The organism is Roseateles sp. GW821-FHT02E12 (assembly GCF_059421665.1).
Genome location: NZ_JBWKVK010000004.1, coordinates 910,006 through 924,112, shown reverse-complemented (window position 1 = coordinate 924,112; position 14,107 = coordinate 910,006). Strand labels below are relative to the sequence as shown.

The 14,107-nt window shown below is 68.7% G+C and carries 16 protein-coding genes; 6 read left to right on the top strand and 10 right to left on the bottom strand.

Annotated elements, in window-relative coordinates:
- Positions 1-24 precede the first annotated feature (24 nt).
- From yghU to AC07V5_RS27010, 3 genes are all read left to right on the top strand, one after another.
- Complete coding sequence (gene yghU / locus AC07V5_RS27020) at positions 25-897, top strand: glutathione-dependent disulfide-bond oxidoreductase (RefSeq protein WP_495118716.1); 873 nt, start codon at positions 25-27, stop codon at positions 895-897.
- Positions 894-1,523, top strand: a complete 630-nt coding sequence (locus AC07V5_RS27015) for a glutathione S-transferase family protein (RefSeq protein ID WP_495118715.1) — start codon at positions 894-896, stop codon at positions 1,521-1,523. The genes yghU and AC07V5_RS27015 overlap by 4 nt, the downstream gene beginning before the upstream one ends.
- 155 nt (positions 1,524-1,678) lie before the next feature.
- Positions 1,679-2,269 carry a PEP-CTERM sorting domain-containing protein gene (locus AC07V5_RS27010; protein WP_495118714.1) on the top strand — a complete coding sequence of 197 codons (591 nt, stop codon included), beginning with the start codon at positions 1,679-1,681 and terminating at the stop codon, positions 2,267-2,269.
- Between the two features lie 42 nt (positions 2,270-2,311).
- Here AC07V5_RS27010 and AC07V5_RS27005 read toward each other — a convergent pair whose 3' ends face one another.
- Positions 2,312-2,890, bottom strand: a complete 579-nt coding sequence (locus AC07V5_RS27005; protein ID WP_495118713.1) for an RNA polymerase sigma factor — start codon at positions 2,888-2,890, stop codon at positions 2,312-2,314.
- Positions 2,891-2,894: 4 nt separating this feature from the next.
- On the bottom strand, positions 2,895-3,104 hold the full coding sequence (locus tag AC07V5_RS27000; protein WP_495118712.1) for a YgaP family membrane protein: 210 nt from the start codon (positions 3,102-3,104) through the stop codon (positions 2,895-2,897).
- Between the two features lie 260 nt (positions 3,105-3,364).
- Here AC07V5_RS27000 and AC07V5_RS26995 point away from each other — a divergent pair, with 260 nt between their 5' ends.
- On the top strand, positions 3,365-4,522 hold the full coding sequence (locus AC07V5_RS26995; RefSeq protein WP_495118711.1) for a serine hydrolase domain-containing protein: 1,158 nt from the start codon (positions 3,365-3,367) through the stop codon (positions 4,520-4,522).
- Between the two features lie 12 nt (positions 4,523-4,534).
- Here the strand turns inward: AC07V5_RS26995 and AC07V5_RS26990 are convergent, their stop codons facing one another.
- The 8 genes from AC07V5_RS26990 to AC07V5_RS26955 are packed head-to-tail and all read right to left on the bottom strand — an operon-like array spanning position 4,535 to position 12,465.
- Positions 4,535-5,470 carry a hypothetical protein gene (locus AC07V5_RS26990; RefSeq protein WP_495118710.1) on the bottom strand — a complete coding sequence of 312 codons (936 nt, stop codon included), beginning with the start codon at positions 5,468-5,470 and terminating at the stop codon, positions 4,535-4,537.
- A gap of 4 nt (positions 5,471-5,474) precedes the next feature.
- The gene (locus AC07V5_RS26985; RefSeq protein ID WP_495118709.1) at positions 5,475-6,452 is read right to left on the bottom strand and encodes a succinylglutamate desuccinylase/aspartoacylase family protein; all 978 of its coding nucleotides are present in this window, start codon (positions 6,450-6,452) and stop codon (positions 5,475-5,477) included.
- Positions 6,449-7,300 carry a PIG-L deacetylase family protein gene (locus AC07V5_RS26980; protein WP_495118708.1) on the bottom strand — a complete coding sequence of 284 codons (852 nt, stop codon included), beginning with the start codon at positions 7,298-7,300 and terminating at the stop codon, positions 6,449-6,451. The genes AC07V5_RS26985 and AC07V5_RS26980 overlap by 4 nt, the downstream gene beginning before the upstream one ends.
- A 9-nt stretch (positions 7,301-7,309) precedes the next feature.
- The gene (locus tag AC07V5_RS26975) at positions 7,310-8,197 is read right to left on the bottom strand and encodes a DMT family transporter (RefSeq protein ID WP_495118707.1); all 888 of its coding nucleotides are present in this window, start codon (positions 8,195-8,197) and stop codon (positions 7,310-7,312) included.
- Positions 8,197-9,357, bottom strand: a complete 1,161-nt coding sequence (locus AC07V5_RS26970) for an esterase-like activity of phytase family protein (RefSeq protein WP_495118706.1) — start codon at positions 9,355-9,357, stop codon at positions 8,197-8,199. The genes AC07V5_RS26975 and AC07V5_RS26970 overlap by 1 nt, the downstream gene beginning before the upstream one ends.
- Positions 9,358-9,415: 58 nt before the next feature.
- Positions 9,416-10,732, bottom strand: coding sequence for an omega-aminotransferase AptA (gene aptA / locus AC07V5_RS26965; protein ID WP_495118705.1), 1,317 nt, complete (start codon positions 10,730-10,732; stop codon positions 9,416-9,418).
- A gap of 36 nt (positions 10,733-10,768) precedes the next feature.
- Complete coding sequence (locus AC07V5_RS26960; RefSeq protein WP_495118704.1) at positions 10,769-11,686, bottom strand: DMT family transporter; 918 nt, start codon at positions 11,684-11,686, stop codon at positions 10,769-10,771.
- The gene (locus AC07V5_RS26955) at positions 11,683-12,465 is read right to left on the bottom strand and encodes a ferritin-like domain-containing protein (RefSeq protein WP_495118703.1); all 783 of its coding nucleotides are present in this window, start codon (positions 12,463-12,465) and stop codon (positions 11,683-11,685) included. The genes AC07V5_RS26960 and AC07V5_RS26955 overlap by 4 nt, the downstream gene beginning before the upstream one ends.
- 42 nt (positions 12,466-12,507) lie before the next feature.
- Between AC07V5_RS26955 and AC07V5_RS26950 the strand changes: the two genes are divergently transcribed.
- Positions 12,508-13,032: a gamma carbonic anhydrase family protein gene (locus AC07V5_RS26950; RefSeq protein WP_495118702.1), complete on the top strand. Its 525-nt coding sequence runs from the start codon at positions 12,508-12,510 to the stop codon at positions 13,030-13,032.
- A complete protein-coding gene (gene hslO, locus AC07V5_RS26945; RefSeq protein WP_495118701.1) occupies positions 13,029-13,988 on the top strand; it encodes an Hsp33 family molecular chaperone HslO in 960 nt (319 codons plus the stop codon). The genes AC07V5_RS26950 and hslO overlap by 4 nt, the downstream gene beginning before the upstream one ends.
- The last annotated feature ends 119 nt before the right edge of the window (positions 13,989-14,107 follow it).

Here is a 14,107-nt window from a genome sequence, read left to right as displayed (position 1 = left end):
ATCGCCAACGCAAAGCTCACTCGCATGACCGACCCCTACACCCCGCCCCAGGTTTGGGCCTGGAACAAGCCTTCCGGCGGCCAGTTCGCCAGCATCAACCGCCCGGTGGCCGGCGCCACGCATGACAAGGCGCTGCCCGTCGGCCGCCACCCGCTGCAGCTCTACTCGCTGGCCACGCCCAACGGCGTGAAGGTCACGGTGATGCTGGAGGAGCTGCTGGCACTGGGCCATGCCGGTGCGGAGTACGACGCCTGGCTCATCCGCATCAACGAGGGCGAGCAGTTCGGCAACGGCTTTGTCGAGGCCAATCCCAACTCCAAGATCCCCGCCCTCGTGGACCGCAGCGGGCCGGAACCGGTGCGGGTATTCGAGTCGGGCGCCATCCTCGTCTACCTGTCCGAGAAGTTCGGCGGTGCGTTCCTGCCCGAAGAGGGCGCGGCGCGTGCCGAGGCCTTGAGCTGGCTGTTCTGGCAGATGGGCAGCGCGCCCTTCCTGGGAGGCGGTTTCGGCCATTTCTATGCTTACGCGCCCACCAAGCAGGAGTACCCCATCGACCGTTACGCGATGGAGGTCAAACGCCAGCTCGACGTGCTGAACCGCCACTTGGCCGAGCGCCGCTACCTGGCCGGTGAAAGCTACAGCATTGCCGACATGGCCAACTGGCCCTGGTACGGCGCGCTGGCCAAGGGCCAGCTCTACGGGGCGGGCGAGTTCCTGGCCGTGCACGAGTACACCCACGTCATCCGCTGGGCCGACGAGATCGCCCAGCGCCCGGCCGTGAAGCGCGGCCGCAAGGTCAACCGCGCCTGGGGCGAGCCGAGCAGCCAGCTGCACGAGCGCCACGAGGCCAGCGATTTCGACACCAAGACGCAGGACAAACTGACCGCCACGCCATGATTACCCTCTACGACTGCGCCACCGCGCCCAGCCCCCGCCGCGCCCGCATCCTGCTCGCCGAGAAGGGCGCGCCCCACGAGACGGTGCAGGTGGACCTGCGCAATGGCGAGCAGATGGGCGAGGCCTTTCGGCGCATCAACCCGCAATGCACGGTGCCGGTGCTGGTGACAGAGGAAGGCCCCGTGCTGACTGACAACGCCGCGATCGCCGCCTACATCGAGGCTCGATACCCCGAGCCACCGCTGCTGGGCCGCAGCCCGCTCGACAAGGCCGAGATCGCGGGCTGGCAGTGGCGCATCGAGTTCGAGGGCTTGCTGGCGATTGCCGAGGCCTTTCGCAACAGCAGCCCGGCGATGGCCAATCGCGCGCTGTCGGGACCGGTGGACTACGCGCAGATCCCGGCGCTGGCCGAGCGCGGGTTGCTGCGGGTGCAGGCCTTCTTTGCGGTGCTGAACGAGCATCTGGCCGGGCGGGACTTCATCGCCGCCGGGCAGTTCAGCCTGGCGGACATCACGGCCGTCGTCGCGGTGGACTTTGCGCGTGTCGTGAAGGTCAAGCCGGGCGACGAGCACCCGCACCTGCGCCGCTGGCGCGAGGCCATGCAGGCGCGCGGCACGATGGGTTGACCTGACCTGGATGGCAGCCCCGGGCGCCGTAGCCACTCGACAGATTGGCCCCTGTCTCTTCACAATTGCCGCCGCCTCAATGAGTCTGTCCGGCGAAGGAGCGCGAGCTGGGCGGAGTCGTGACCACAAGCGCTCCAAGTCTTCAGGAGAAGCTCATGTCATCAAAGGCTATGGGTTCGGCACGGGTTCAGGGCTGCGCCAGGATCGCGTTGTGCGCGGCTGCGTTGCTGAGTCTTCCCGCACAGGCCCTCACCGTCAACTTCAGCGGCAGCGGTTCGGTTACCGGCCCCGCGCAGACCCCCCCGTTCTTCACCGGGCTGGAGGTCTTGCCCGCCTCGACGTCCTATGTCGTCAACGGGGATGCCGGCTGGCAACTCGGTTCCCTGTTCGATTTCAACGCCGTGACGCTGACCGGCACGGGTACGGCGACGCTCAGCAAGGCCGGCGACTCCATCAGCCTGCTGATCAACTCGACGACGTCGAGCCTCGGCGCCCCGCTGGCCCTGACGCTCACGGCCATCGGCGGTACGGGCGCATTCGCTGGCCTGGTGGGCAGTGGGACGTCGACCGTCCAACTGCTGGGCAATCCGCTGGGCCTGCCGGTGCCCGTGCCTTACGTGGAAACGGGGGGTGTGCTGGACCTGAGCCCCGTTCCAGAGCCTTCCACCCTGCTGCTGGCCGCCCTGGGCGCAGCGTTCCTGCTGGCCCGCGTGGCAAGCCGGCGCGGCGCCAACGTCAATCAGTGAGCGGCCACGGTTCGGCGGCACCGTTGTGCTGCCGAACGTGGTTCACCCTTTGCCCTGCTCGCAGGTGAGGGGCTCCATCACGCCGTCCTTCTCCCAATAGCCGCTGGCCAGCAGCTGTTCACGCACCTGGGCCCGTGCCCGGTGGAGGCGGCTCTTGACCGCCTCCAGGCTCAAGCCCAGCTGAGCGGCGACTTCCGGCGCCGTGAGCTCATGGACGTCTCGCAGCAGCAGGACCTCACGGTAAGGCGGGGTCAGCCGCTCCATAGCTCGTGCCAGGTCCATGCGCAGGTCCGTGGGTAGCTCCGGCGCGCAGGGCATGTCTTGCGGCGCGAGGTCGTCCAGGTCTTCCGCCTTGCTGCGGCCGCGGTACAGGCGGAAGCACTCGCGTTCGACGATGCGGAACATCCAGGTCGCGAAGGTGGCCACCGTGCGCAGTGCGCCGATCTTCCGATACAGCTGCCACAGCGCCACCTGCACGGCGTCCTCGGCGTCCTCGGTGGTGGAGCAGGTCCGTCGCGCAAACCGCTTGAGGTCGGGCTGACAGACGCTCAGCAGGTTGGAGAGCGCGCCCGCATCGCCGCGGGCCGCCGCCTCCACCAATTGCGCATCGGCGCGGATCATGGGTTCATTTCTCCAGGTAACGCCGCCCGACCATGGCACAGGCCGGGCAGAAGCCGACAAAAGCCGTCAGCACCAGTGTGGCGGCGGTGGCGATGGCCACGATGGTGATGACACCTTGGGTCAAACCGGCATAGACCACGGCGCCGATGACGACGCCGGCAGCGATGCGGAGGGCACGTTCCCAGGTGGGCAGGTTGCGCTTGAGGAAAAACATGATGGGTTCAGTCCTGAGTTGGGGTGGATGACCCTGACCAAGAGGCGCGCACGGCCTCAAAGGATTCACGTGCGCCCAAAAAAAGTTTTCGGCCGGCTGAACCCTTTGGCGCTGATGCCGACTCTGGGTCAAGAGCCGCCGATCTCGCGGGCATGCAGGCCATGCAGCCCAGGGTGCGTCTGGTCGGCAACCGGTGGCTGCGCGTGACACCCCTGGCCACACTGACGCTTGCCCTCCGCCCTCGATCACTCAGGAACCCAATGAAGAAAAGAACCTGGCCGCTGGCCTTGACCCTTTGCGCCGCCCTCGTGGGCAGTGTCGTCAGTTTGCATGCCGCCGCTGCCGAGGCGCCGGCGCCCGGTGCGTCCAGCGTTCCCGTCGCTCAAGCCATTGACCTGCCGGCCCTGCTCAAGGCCGGCATGGCGGGCACGCAGGTGCCTGCCATGGGCGCCATCGTGATCCGCCAGGGCCGGGTGGCAGAGCGTGCCGTGCTGGGCCTGCGTGCCCAGGGTGGGAGCGACCCCGTTCAGCTCGGCGACGTCTGGCACCTGGGCTCCAACGGCAAGGCGATGACGGCCACCATGGTGGCTCGCCTGGTCGAGCGGGGCTTGCTGTCGTGGGACGCACCGCTGAGCCACCTGCTGCCCGAGTTGGCGGCGGACATGCAACCGGCGTACCGCGACGTGACCTTGCGCGACTTGCTCGCCCATCAGTCCGGCCTGCAAGCCAACATCGATGAATCCTGGGCAGTCGCCTTCCACCAGGACAAGCGGCCCTTGCATGACCAGCGCATGGCCTACGCGCGGCTTGCACTGGCGCAGGCCCCGGCCTTTGCACGCGGTGCTGGCGACGGTTATTCCAACAACGGCTTCGTGATCGCCGGCGTGGTCGCCGAACGCGCGAGCGGCCTGCCTTTCGAGACCCTCATGCAGCGCGAGCTGTTCGAGCCCCTGGGCCTGCGCAGCGCGGGCTTCGGTGCCACGCACCGCGGCCAGCCGCTGGGGCACAAGGCGGGCGAGCCCGTCGAGGGCATGGCGGGCGACAACCCAGCGGTGATCGCGCCGGCCGGTGGCATCCACATGTCGCTGGACGACTGGGCGCGCTTCGCCATCGACCAGATGGCCGGCGAGCAGGGCCGCGGCAAGCTGTTGAAGGCCGAGAGCTACCGGCTGCTGCATGCCGTGGCGCGTGAGGGCGGCAAGTTCGCGCTGGGTTGGCGCGTGCAGGCCAGCATGGCCGGCGTCAGCGCCCGCCACCTGGCTCACACGGGCAGCAACGAGGCCTGGTTCGCGCTCATCGCGCTCAGGCCCGACAGTGAAGACGCGGCGCTGGTCACCAGCAATGCCAGCGAGGACGTGAAGGCCGACAAGGCTGTGCGCGACGTGGCCGTTCGCTTGCTCAAGGCCATGGCGCCCTGACAGCGGCCTGTGTCAATCGCGAGCGCCAAGCTTGGCCGCGCCTGGGTTCCGGGCGCGGCCATCGTTCTCCAGCGCCACCACGGCGTCCAGCAGGTACGGCCGGTCGCGCTCGAAAAAGCTCTTGTCGATGTTGGTGTTGGGCACGTGGAAGATCTTCATGCGCTTGTTGCGCAACAGCTTGAGGCTGTCGCCAAAGCTGCGCTTGAAGAGCCGGTCGGCCTGCCCGTTGGCATAGGCCTTCTTCAGCCCGTACTCCAGCCGCTCGGCCAGCAGAGGCTGGTTCCTGGCGACGAAGAAGTACATCGGCATGTAGGTGTAGACGGCGAACTGGTTGACGACGAGCAGGCCGGGGTGAGCCTGCTGCTGGGCGCGCAGTTCGGGCTCGACCTCGTAGATGCCGCGCATCAGCAGCTGGAAGCGCCCCGAATGCAGCATCGGGATCAGCGTGGGGTGGGCGCCGCCGTAGACGACCTTGAAGCCGTTGTCCTCGAGGATGTGCGCGGTGGACCAGCCGGGGCCCTGGCCGATGCTCAAGCGCCGCAGGTCGTCAACCGTCTTGACCGATTCGTACAGCGGCAGCTCGCTCTGCCGCCCAAGGAAGAACCGGAAGCTGGCCAGGCCGCGCATGATGGGCACGCGCACCGGCAGCGCGCTGTCCAGCCATTCCTGCGTCGGCATGGCCACGGCCACGGACAGGTTGCTGCCTTTCTCCAGCTCCAGCAGCTGGCGGCGGATGACGGTCTCCTCGCGCTGCTGGACGACGCGGTAGGGGCCGTACTTGTCGCGCGACAGTTCCAGCGCGAGCGTGAGCAGCTCGTCGGCATAGGCGCGGTGCGGCGCCTCGCGCTCCATGTAGGGAATGGTGACGACCAGCGGCGCCGGCGTGGCCGCATGAGCTGCTGCTGGCAGTGCGGCCAGCAGCATCAGCAGCGCCGGCAGCAGCTTCATGGGCTCACAGCTGGCGGTCGCTCGGCCTCGCCAGGTAGAACCATTCGGTACCGGGCAGCGACTTGGTGTTCGGGAACACGATGCGCCCCTCGCTCGGCGCCAGCACGGCCTCACCGCTGGCGCGGGTGCCGATGCGCTGGCCGGCCTCGATGGCATCGAAGCTGGCCCAGGTTTGCTCGAACTGGTCGCCCTCGGCCTCGCGGTCGATGACGTCGTAGAGCTGCAGCAGCTCCGGCGGTTGCGCCGGGCGATGTGGCTCGACGGCGCTCTCGTCCAGCATGCCCAGGAAGACGAGGGCGCGCAGGATGGCCAGGCGCGCCACCTCGGGGCCGTTCGGGTCCAGATGCTGGCCGCATTCCAGCGTGATGGCCCAGCCGCCGGTGGAGCGCATGTATTCGGTGGTGCCGACGCCGTAGTGCGGGTCGGAGATCAGGGTCGCGCGGCGCGAGCCGTCGTGCTCGCGCTGCTGGCGGCGCTGCAGGCCAAGCGCGTAGGTGGAGAGCCAACCCTCGACGATGCGCGTCACGCCGAGCGCCGCGGCCAGGCCCGACTCGGTGGCTTCCTGCGAGAAGGGCTCCAGCTCACCGCTGTTGTTGCGCGGGCCGATCATGGCGAAGGCGGGGCCTTGGCCCTGGAAGCTGTGCAGGTCGAGGATGCCGTCGTGCTGGGCGATCAGCGGGCACAGCACGCGGGCGATGCTGTCCTCGAAGTCGTGCGCGATGACGGGCGGGCGCAGGTTGCGGTTGAGGTTGCGGTCGCCCTCGCGGCGGTTCAGCTGGTGGGCCAGCGGGTTGACGATGGGCACCAGCGTCAGCGTGCCGCGCTTGAGCGTCAGCTCGCCGGCGTCGAGCTGACGAATGATCTCGGCCATGGCCTTGGTGCCGTGGATCTCGTTGCCATGGACTGCGCCGGTCACGAGGATGCGCGGGCCGGGCTGGAGGCCGGCGAACTGGTGGACGCGGATGTGGGTCGGTGTGGTCATGACGTGAGCAGGGCGGAAGACAGGGCCTGGCCGGCAGGGTAGACGCGGCGCGGCAGTTCGGCGACGGGCTGGCCGGCGCGGTAGGCGACGAGGCGGTAGCAGGTGGCGAAGGCGAAGTCGGGCGGTGCCTCACCGGCACCTTGCACCAGCTCGCCGCCGCGGCGCACGGCGTCGGCCAGGAAGGCCGGCAGGCGCAGGTGATAGGGGTTGCGTTCGATCTCGCCGGTGTGGCGTTCCAGCGCGGCAATCAGCCGGGCCGTGTCGGCGATGCCGGTCTGCACGAGGGCGTTGGGCGCCGATTGCGTGGACCAGAACTCGGTGTGGGCCAGCACCGTGTCCAGCCGCGCCGCGGCCAGGGCCTCGATGACGAGGCGGTAGACGCCGCGGTGGCTGGGGTTGTCGTCCAGCGCATGCGGCGCCAGCACGAGGGCAGGGCGGTGCGCCACCAGCAGCGCGGCGATGGCAGCGACATGGGCAGCCCACAGGGCAGGCTCGCGCTCGGCCGTGTCGGCGCGCACGTCCGACAGGCCTTCGGCGCCCACGCGGATGCAGTCGAAGCCGAGCACGCCGCAGGCGTCCTGCAGTTCGGCCCAGCGCGACTCGCGGCGCTCCGGGTTGCTGCCCAGCGTGACGGCGACGTTGCTGACACGCCAGCCGGCCTCCTGCTGCAGCCGCAATGGCAGCGCCCCGACGATGCATTCATCGTCCGGATGGGGCGCAAAGATCAGGCAGTGGCCAGCGCTGGCCTCGCGGCCGGGCGCGGCCTGGTGGTCGGGCGGGTCGCCCAGCAGGGCGGCGAAACGGCTGAGGTGCTCGCGCCAGCGCGCAAGGTCGGCTTCCAGAGACATCCCGACATGCTAACGAGGCACGGCCCTTGCCGGCCATGTCGCCAGCAACACGCCCAATAAGGCCAGGCCATAGGCCACCCCCTGGACGGCAGAGATGCTTTCGCCCAGAAGCAGCCCGATCAGCGCGGTGCTGATGGGCAGGAACACCATGAACACGCCGGCCTTGGCAGCGGGCAGGCCCTGCAGGCCGGCCATCCACAGCCAGACGGTGATGACGCTGGCCGTGGCTGCGTAGTAGACGAGCAGGCCCCAGTCGAGCGCGCGGGGTGCGCTGAAGTCGAAGCTCAAGGCCTGCCAGACGGCCAGTGGCGTGACGAGCACCAGGCCCCAGAGGTTGATGAGCGCGCTGATGCGCTTCGGCCCCAGGCCGGCCGTGAGCTTCTTGCCGATGACGACGTAGCAGCCCTCGCAGAACACTGCGGCAAGCAGCAGCAGCGCGCCCAGCGGCGTCGTCTCGGCGCCGCCCTGCTTGCCCGTGGCTACCAGCGCGATGCCGCCCACCGCACAGGCGATGCCCGCCAGCACGCGGCCACCGAGCCGCTCGCGCAAGAAGGCCCAGCTCAGCAGCGCCACCGCCGCCGGGATGCCAGCCAGGATGACGCCGGCGACGACGGCCGAGCTCTGCCGCAGGCCGAACAGCATGCAGATCGAGAACAGGAAGTTGCCGAGGAACGACTCGAGGAAAAGCAGCCAGCGTGAGCGTGCGTCCAGCGGTGCCTCGTGCGCCGGCTTCTTCAGCCAGGGCAGCATCAGCACGGCCGCGAAGCCGAAGCGCAGGCCGGCCAGCAGGAAGACGGGGAAGGCAGCGACCAGCAGCTTGGACAGGCCGACGTAGCTGCCGACCAGGCTGGTGCTGGCGGCCAGCAGCGCGTAGGCGCGCCACGGGACGGGATGCATCAGGGCAGGGTACCTTCGATCGTGAAGGCGACGAACTGCGTGAACTGCGCGGGGTTGAAGTTGTTGTCGGACACGAGGATCAGCGTGCGCTTGCCGTCGACCACAGGCCCGAAGGTGATGCCCTCGATGTTGTCCAGGGCCAGCACGCTGCCGTCGTCGTTCTTCAGCGAGGACAGGTCCAGCAGCATCGCCCGCTTGACCGGCACCACCTCGCGGCCCTTGATGCTGGGCCAGCCCGCCACGTCGGTGGCGCCACGGGTGTCGATGAGGTAGAGCTTGATGGTGTTGCTGGTGGGCTGCTTGGTGAGGGCCGCGACACCAGGCGTCACGGCGCCGACGGCGAAGGCCCGCTCGATGACGATGAACTCGTGGGCCGACAGGGCCAGCATGTCGGGCACGCCGTTGGTGGCGAAGTCGCCCTGGCGGGCCGGCGCGAACGGCACGGGGCCGACGTCGTAGATGTATTCGGCGCCGGCCTTGCCGCTTTCCAGGTCGAAGGACAGCATGCGCGCGCGGCTGCCGCGGCCCACCGCCGTGGGCAGGCTGTCCTGGGCCAGGCCGTTCTCGCTCATCGTCCACACCGTCTTGCCGTCGGGCGTGATGGCGATGCTCTCGAAGGCGAGGTTGTTGTAGACGCCGACGTCGCCGGCCGCGATGCCGGCGGCGCTGCCGGACGGGTTGTAGTAGCTCGGCACCGGGAACTCGCCGGCCGGCTTGCCGTCGACCGTCATGCGGCGCACGGTCGGGTTCTGCATGGCGCCCGAGGTGCGTTGGCCCTCGTTGCTCCAGTAGATGAGGTTGCGCCGGGTGTCCAGGCGCAGGCTCTCGGGGTCGACCATGTTGCGGCCAAAGGGCTGGCCGTCGAGGTCGAGGATGGTGGTCATGTTGACCCAGCTCACGCCCGCGTCGCCGGGGCTGGCGCTGCGGCGGAATTTGGCTAAGTCCAGGGCCAGCTCGTAGAAGCGCGCCGGCCCGCGGTCGCTGCGGTCATCGCAGATGGCCAGGTAGCGGCCGGTCGCCTGCACGTAGTCGATGCTGGACAGGCCACCCACCGGCAAGCCGCGAAAGATCGGGCTGTTGGGCACGATCTGCTGGCCGATGTAGTTGAGGGTCTGGGCGTGGGCGGACCCTGCCAGCAGCAGGGCGAGTAGCCATTTCATGTGGGGGGAACTCCAGGGGCGACAGCGGCGCCGGGCACTGCGGCCGCCGGGGCGCGGATTATGCGGCGCGGCGCAGGGCGGCCCTGAGCGTGTCGATGATGCGTTCGATGTGGCCGCTCTCGATGATGAGCGGCGGCGACAGGGCAACGGTGTCGCCCGTGGTGCGGATCAAGAGGCCCTTGTCCCAGCAGTCCAGGAACACGTTGAAGGCGCGCTTGGCGGGTTCGCCGGGCAGCGGCTTCAGCTCGACGCCGCCGACCAGGCCGATGTTGCGCACGTCGATGACGTTAGGCTCGTCGCGCAGCGAGTGCAGCGCCTTGGCGAATTCGTCCTGCATGCGCGCCGCGCGGGTCAGCAGGTCGTCGTCGGCGTAGGTGTCCAGCGTCGCGATACCGGCGGCGCAGGCCAGCGGGTGGGCCGAGTAGGTGTAGCCGTGGAAGAACTCGATCAGGTGCTCGGGCCCGGTCATGAAGGCGTCGTGGATCTTCTGCTGCGCGAAGACCGCGCCCATGGGCACGCAGCCGTTGGTGATGCCCTTGGCCACCGTCATCAGGTCGGGCGTGACGTTGAAGGTCTGCGCGGCGAAAGGGCTGCCGGTACGGCCGAAGCCGGTGATGACCTCGTCGAAGATCAGCAGGATGCCGTGCTTGTCGCAGATGTCGCGCAGGCGTTGCAGGTAGCCGGCCGGCGGGATCAGCACGCCAGTGGAGCCGGCCACGGGCTCGACGATGACGGCGGCGATGGTGGACGCGTCGTGCAGCGCGATCAGGCGCTCCAGGTCGTCGGCAAACTCGGCGCCATGGGGCGGGATGCCCACCGAGAAGGCATTGCGCGCCGGGTCGTGCGTGTGGCGGATGTGGTCCACGCCGGCCAGCAGCGTGCCGAACATCTTGCGGTTGGCCACCATGCCGCCCACCGAGATGCCGCCGAAGTTGACGCCGTGGTAGCCACGCTCGCGGCCGATGAGCCGGGTGCGGGCGCCTTCACCGCGCACGCGGTGGTAGGCGATGGCCATCTTCAGCGCCGTGTCGACAGCCTCGGAGCCCGAGTTGGTGAAGAACACGCGGTTCATGCCCGTGGGCGCAATCTGGGCCAGGCGCTCGGCCAGCTCGAACGCCTTGGGATGGCCCATCTGGAAGGGCGGCGCGAAGTCCAGCTCGGCCGCCTGATCCTGGATGGCCTTGACGATCTTGGAGCGGTTGTGGCCCGCGTTGACGCACCACAGGCCGGCAATGCCGTCGAGGATCTCGCGGCCCTTGTCGTCACGGAAGTACATGCCGTCGGCCTGGGTCAACAGGCGGGGTGCCTGCTTGAACTGCCGGTTGGCCGTGAAAGGCATCCAGTAGGCGTCAAGCTTGGAAACGTCAGCGCTCATGCGGGGCTCCTCGAAAGCGATCCCAAAGTCTAGAAGCTAATTTGACGGGTTGGTCAGAATTTGCTTTCGTCTCAGGGTTCCCACCAGCGGCATCAGCTGCACGAGCAGGATGCAGGCGAGCATCAGGCCGCAGCCGATCAGCCCGGCAGTGTTCAGGCGTTCGCCGAGCAGCGCGTAGCCGAAGGCGGCGGCGAACAAGGTTTCGGCCGACAGGATGATGGCCGCGTCCGCTGCATGCGCGTAGCGCTGGGCGACGACCTGGGCCGTGAAGGCGATGCCGACCGACACGACCCCGGTGTAGGCGATGGGCCAGGCGGCAGCCACGAGGCTGCTCCAGCGAATCGCCTCCAGCTCGGAAGCGGCGGTCAGCGACAGCAAGCCGCAGACCGCGAACTGCCCACTCGCAACCAGGAAGGGCGCGCCCATGCGGTCGGCCCAGCGGCCCACCATCAGCACATGCACGGCCCAGGGGATGGCGGAGGCAGCGACGCAGATGTCGCCGAAGCCGATGGTCATCTCGTGCGCGCCCGACAGCAGAAAGGCGCCGATCAGGCAGCCTGCGGCCGCTGGCCAGACCGACCAATGCGAGATCTGACCCAACAGCAGCCAGGCCAGCACCGGGACGAGCGGCACATAGATCGCCGTCAGGAAGCCAGCGTTGGTCACGCTGGTGAACTGGATGCCGATCTGCTGCATGACGGCGCCCAGCGTCATCAGCAGGCCCAGGCCGGCGATGTGCAGGCCATCCAGCTTCACCAGCGGCCGGCTCTGGCGGCCCAGGCGCCGCCACTCCAGCACAGCCAGCGGCAGCACGACGGCCGAGCCGATCAGGAAACGCACGCCGGTGAAGAGCAGCGGTCCGACGTCGGCCATGGCCTTGCTCTGGGCGACGAAGGCCGATCCCCAGATCAGCGCGACGAGGGTGAGCAGCAGATTGGCTTGGAAACGGGTCATGGGTTGGCCAGGGCGGCCAGCTCGGCCTCGTCGAAACCCGCCGCACGGCGGGCTTCGAGGTTGAAGGGTCCGCGCAGCTTGGGCGCCTGGTGGCGGGCGGCGAGTTCGGCGTAGGTTGCGATCGGGTCCAGGCCGCGCTGCTCGCAGACGAAGCGGTACCAGCGGTTGCCCGCAGCCACGTGGCCGATCTCGTCGTGCAGGATGATGTCGAGGATCTCGCCGGCGCGTTTGTCCCCAGCACCGACGAGCTTGCGCTTGACGGCCGGCGACGCGTCCAGGCCACGCGCTTCCAGCGTGCGCGGCACCAGCGCGATGCGGGCCAGCAGGTCGTGCCGGGTGCGCTCGGCCATGTCCCACAGCGCGTTGTGGGCGTCGAAGTCACCGTAGTCGAAGCCCAGCGTCAGCAAATGCTCGCGCAGCAGCGTGAAGTGCTTGGCCTCCTCCTGGGCAATGCGCAGCCAGTCGCGGTAGAAGGCCTCGGGCATGCCGGGGAAGCGCCAGCAGATGTCCAGCGCCAGGTCGATGGCGTTCAGCTCGATGTGGGCGATGGCATGCACCAGCGCGGCGATGCCGGCCGGCGTGCGCATCGACGGGGCTTTCAGCTTGATGTGTTCGACGAGACGGGGCAGCGCGGGCCGGCCGGGGATGCCGGTGGGTTCGGCAATGGCGGTGGTGGTGTCGACGTGCAGCGTCGTATCGAGGGCCAGCGTGGCGCTCGCTTTGGCGGGCGCGTCGGCAATCAGCAAAGGGCCGAGCGTGGCCAGGCGGAGATCAGACATTGCCGCAATTTTAGAATCGCTGGTTTTGACGGGAGGCCCGCGATGGCGATCTACCAGCTCGACGAGCACATTCCCGACGTGGCGGAGTCGGCCTGGGTGGCCGACAGTGCCGAGGTCGTCGGCCGCGTGACGCTGGGTGAAGACGTCAGCATCTGGTTCAACGCCGTGCTGCGCGGCGACAGCGACACGCTGACGATCGGCGCGGGCAGCAACATCCAGGACGGCTCGGTGCTGCATGCCGATCACGGCTTTCCGCTCGTCATCGGCCAGAACGTGACCGTGGGCCACCAGGTCATGCTGCATGGCTGCACGGTGGGTGACGAAAGCCTCATTGGCATTGGGGCCGTGGTCTTGAATGGGGCCCGCATCGGCCGCAACTGCGTCGTCGGCGCCGGCGCGCTGGTGACCGAGGGCAAGGAATTCCCGGACGGCAGCCTGATCGTCGGCGCGCCCGCCAAGGTCGTGCGCGAGCTGAGTGAGGCGCAGATTGCCGGGCTCAAGGCCAGCGCGGCCCATTACGTCAACAACGGCCGCCGTTACGCGAGCGGCCTGAAAAGAATCCGATGAGTGAATTGCACAAGTTCCTGTTCGACGGCCTGCCGGTGCGCGGCATGCTGGTGCGGCTGACCGACGCCTGGCGCGAGGTGTTGAGCCGCCGCGAACCGGGCAGCGAATACCCGCCCGAGCTGCGCGACATGCTCGGCCAGATGAGCGCCGCGGCAGTGCTGATGCAGGCCAACATCAAGTTCAACGGCGCGCTGGTGCTGCAGGTCTTCGGCGACGGCCCCGTCAAGCTGGCCGTGGCCGAGGCACAGCCCGACCTCGCGTTCCGTGCCACGGCCAAGTGCGTCGGCACGGTGGAGCCGGGCGCGACGCTGGAAGCCATGGTCAATGTGCGCGGCCAGGGCCGCTGCGCGATCACGCTGGACCCCAAGGACAAGTTCCCCGGCCAGCAGCCCTACCAGGGCGTCGTGCCGCTTTATGGCGACCAGCGCGAGCCGCTGCAGAAGATGAGCGAGGTGCTGGAGCACTACATGCTGCAGTCCGAGCAGCTCGATACCAAGCTGGTGCTGGCGGCCAATGGCGACATCGCCGCGGGGCTGCTGATCCAGCGCCTGCCGGTCCAGGGCGAAGGCAACCTGGAAGGCAAGCGAAACGAGGATGACATCGGGCTGTCCGATGCGTTCAACCGCATCAGCATCCTCGCCGCCACGCTGACGCCCGAGGAACTGCTGACGCTGGACGCCGACACCATCCTGCGCCGCCTGTTCTGGGAGGAGACGGTGACCCGCTTCGAGCCGCAGGCCCCGCGCTTCGCCTGCACCTGCTCGCGTGAGCGCGTCGGCCAGATGCTGCTCGGCCTGGGGCGTGAAGAGATCGACAGCGTGCTGGCCGAGCGTGGCGACGTGGAAATCGGCTGCGACTTCTGCGGCCGGCACTACCGCTTCGATGCGGTGGACGTTGGCGCGCTGTTCACGCCGGCAAGCCGCCAACCCGACAGCGCCGGCGGCACGCTGCAGTAGCTGGCTCGGCGTTTCCATTGCGCAACGACCCTCATGCCTTCTGAGGATGCGAGCGGCCCTAGTGATTGACGCCACCGCGCCAAGCTGAGACTTTCGGCGCTGGTCCCGTCTTTGCCGGG

What these genes read in the sequence shown, in the direction of transcription:
- yghU (WP_495118716.1), top strand. Translation starts at nt 25, where the DNA reads ATGACCGACCCCTACACCCCGCCCCAGGTTTGGGCCTGGAACAAGCCT.
- AC07V5_RS27015 (WP_495118715.1), top strand. Translation starts at nt 894, where the DNA reads ATGATTACCCTCTACGACTGCGCCACCGCGCCCAGCCCCCGCCGCGCC.
- AC07V5_RS27010 (WP_495118714.1), top strand. Translation starts at nt 1,679, where the DNA reads ATGTCATCAAAGGCTATGGGTTCGGCACGGGTTCAGGGCTGCGCCAGG.
- AC07V5_RS27005 (WP_495118713.1), bottom strand. Translation starts at nt 2,890, where the DNA reads ATGATCCGCGCCGATGCGCAATTGGTGGAGGCGGCGGCCCGCGGCGAT.
- AC07V5_RS27000 (WP_495118712.1), bottom strand. Translation starts at nt 3,104, where the DNA reads ATGTTTTTCCTCAAGCGCAACCTGCCCACCTGGGAACGTGCCCTCCGC.
- AC07V5_RS26995 (WP_495118711.1), top strand. Translation starts at nt 3,365, where the DNA reads ATGAAGAAAAGAACCTGGCCGCTGGCCTTGACCCTTTGCGCCGCCCTC.
- AC07V5_RS26990 (WP_495118710.1), bottom strand. Translation starts at nt 5,470, where the DNA reads ATGAAGCTGCTGCCGGCGCTGCTGATGCTGCTGGCCGCACTGCCAGCA.
- AC07V5_RS26985 (WP_495118709.1), bottom strand. Translation starts at nt 6,452, where the DNA reads ATGACCACACCGACCCACATCCGCGTCCACCAGTTCGCCGGCCTCCAG.
- AC07V5_RS26980 (WP_495118708.1), bottom strand. Translation starts at nt 7,300, where the DNA reads ATGTCTCTGGAAGCCGACCTTGCGCGCTGGCGCGAGCACCTCAGCCGT.
- AC07V5_RS26975 (WP_495118707.1), bottom strand. Translation starts at nt 8,197, where the DNA reads ATGCATCCCGTCCCGTGGCGCGCCTACGCGCTGCTGGCCGCCAGCACC.
- AC07V5_RS26970 (WP_495118706.1), bottom strand. Translation starts at nt 9,357, where the DNA reads ATGAAATGGCTACTCGCCCTGCTGCTGGCAGGGTCCGCCCACGCCCAG.
- aptA (WP_495118705.1), bottom strand. Translation starts at nt 10,732, where the DNA reads ATGAGCGCTGACGTTTCCAAGCTTGACGCCTACTGGATGCCTTTCACG.
- AC07V5_RS26960 (WP_495118704.1), bottom strand. Translation starts at nt 11,686, where the DNA reads ATGACCCGTTTCCAAGCCAATCTGCTGCTCACCCTCGTCGCGCTGATC.
- AC07V5_RS26955 (WP_495118703.1), bottom strand. Translation starts at nt 12,465, where the DNA reads ATGTCTGATCTCCGCCTGGCCACGCTCGGCCCTTTGCTGATTGCCGAC.
- AC07V5_RS26950 (WP_495118702.1), top strand. Translation starts at nt 12,508, where the DNA reads ATGGCGATCTACCAGCTCGACGAGCACATTCCCGACGTGGCGGAGTCG.
- hslO (WP_495118701.1), top strand. Translation starts at nt 13,029, where the DNA reads ATGAGTGAATTGCACAAGTTCCTGTTCGACGGCCTGCCGGTGCGCGGC.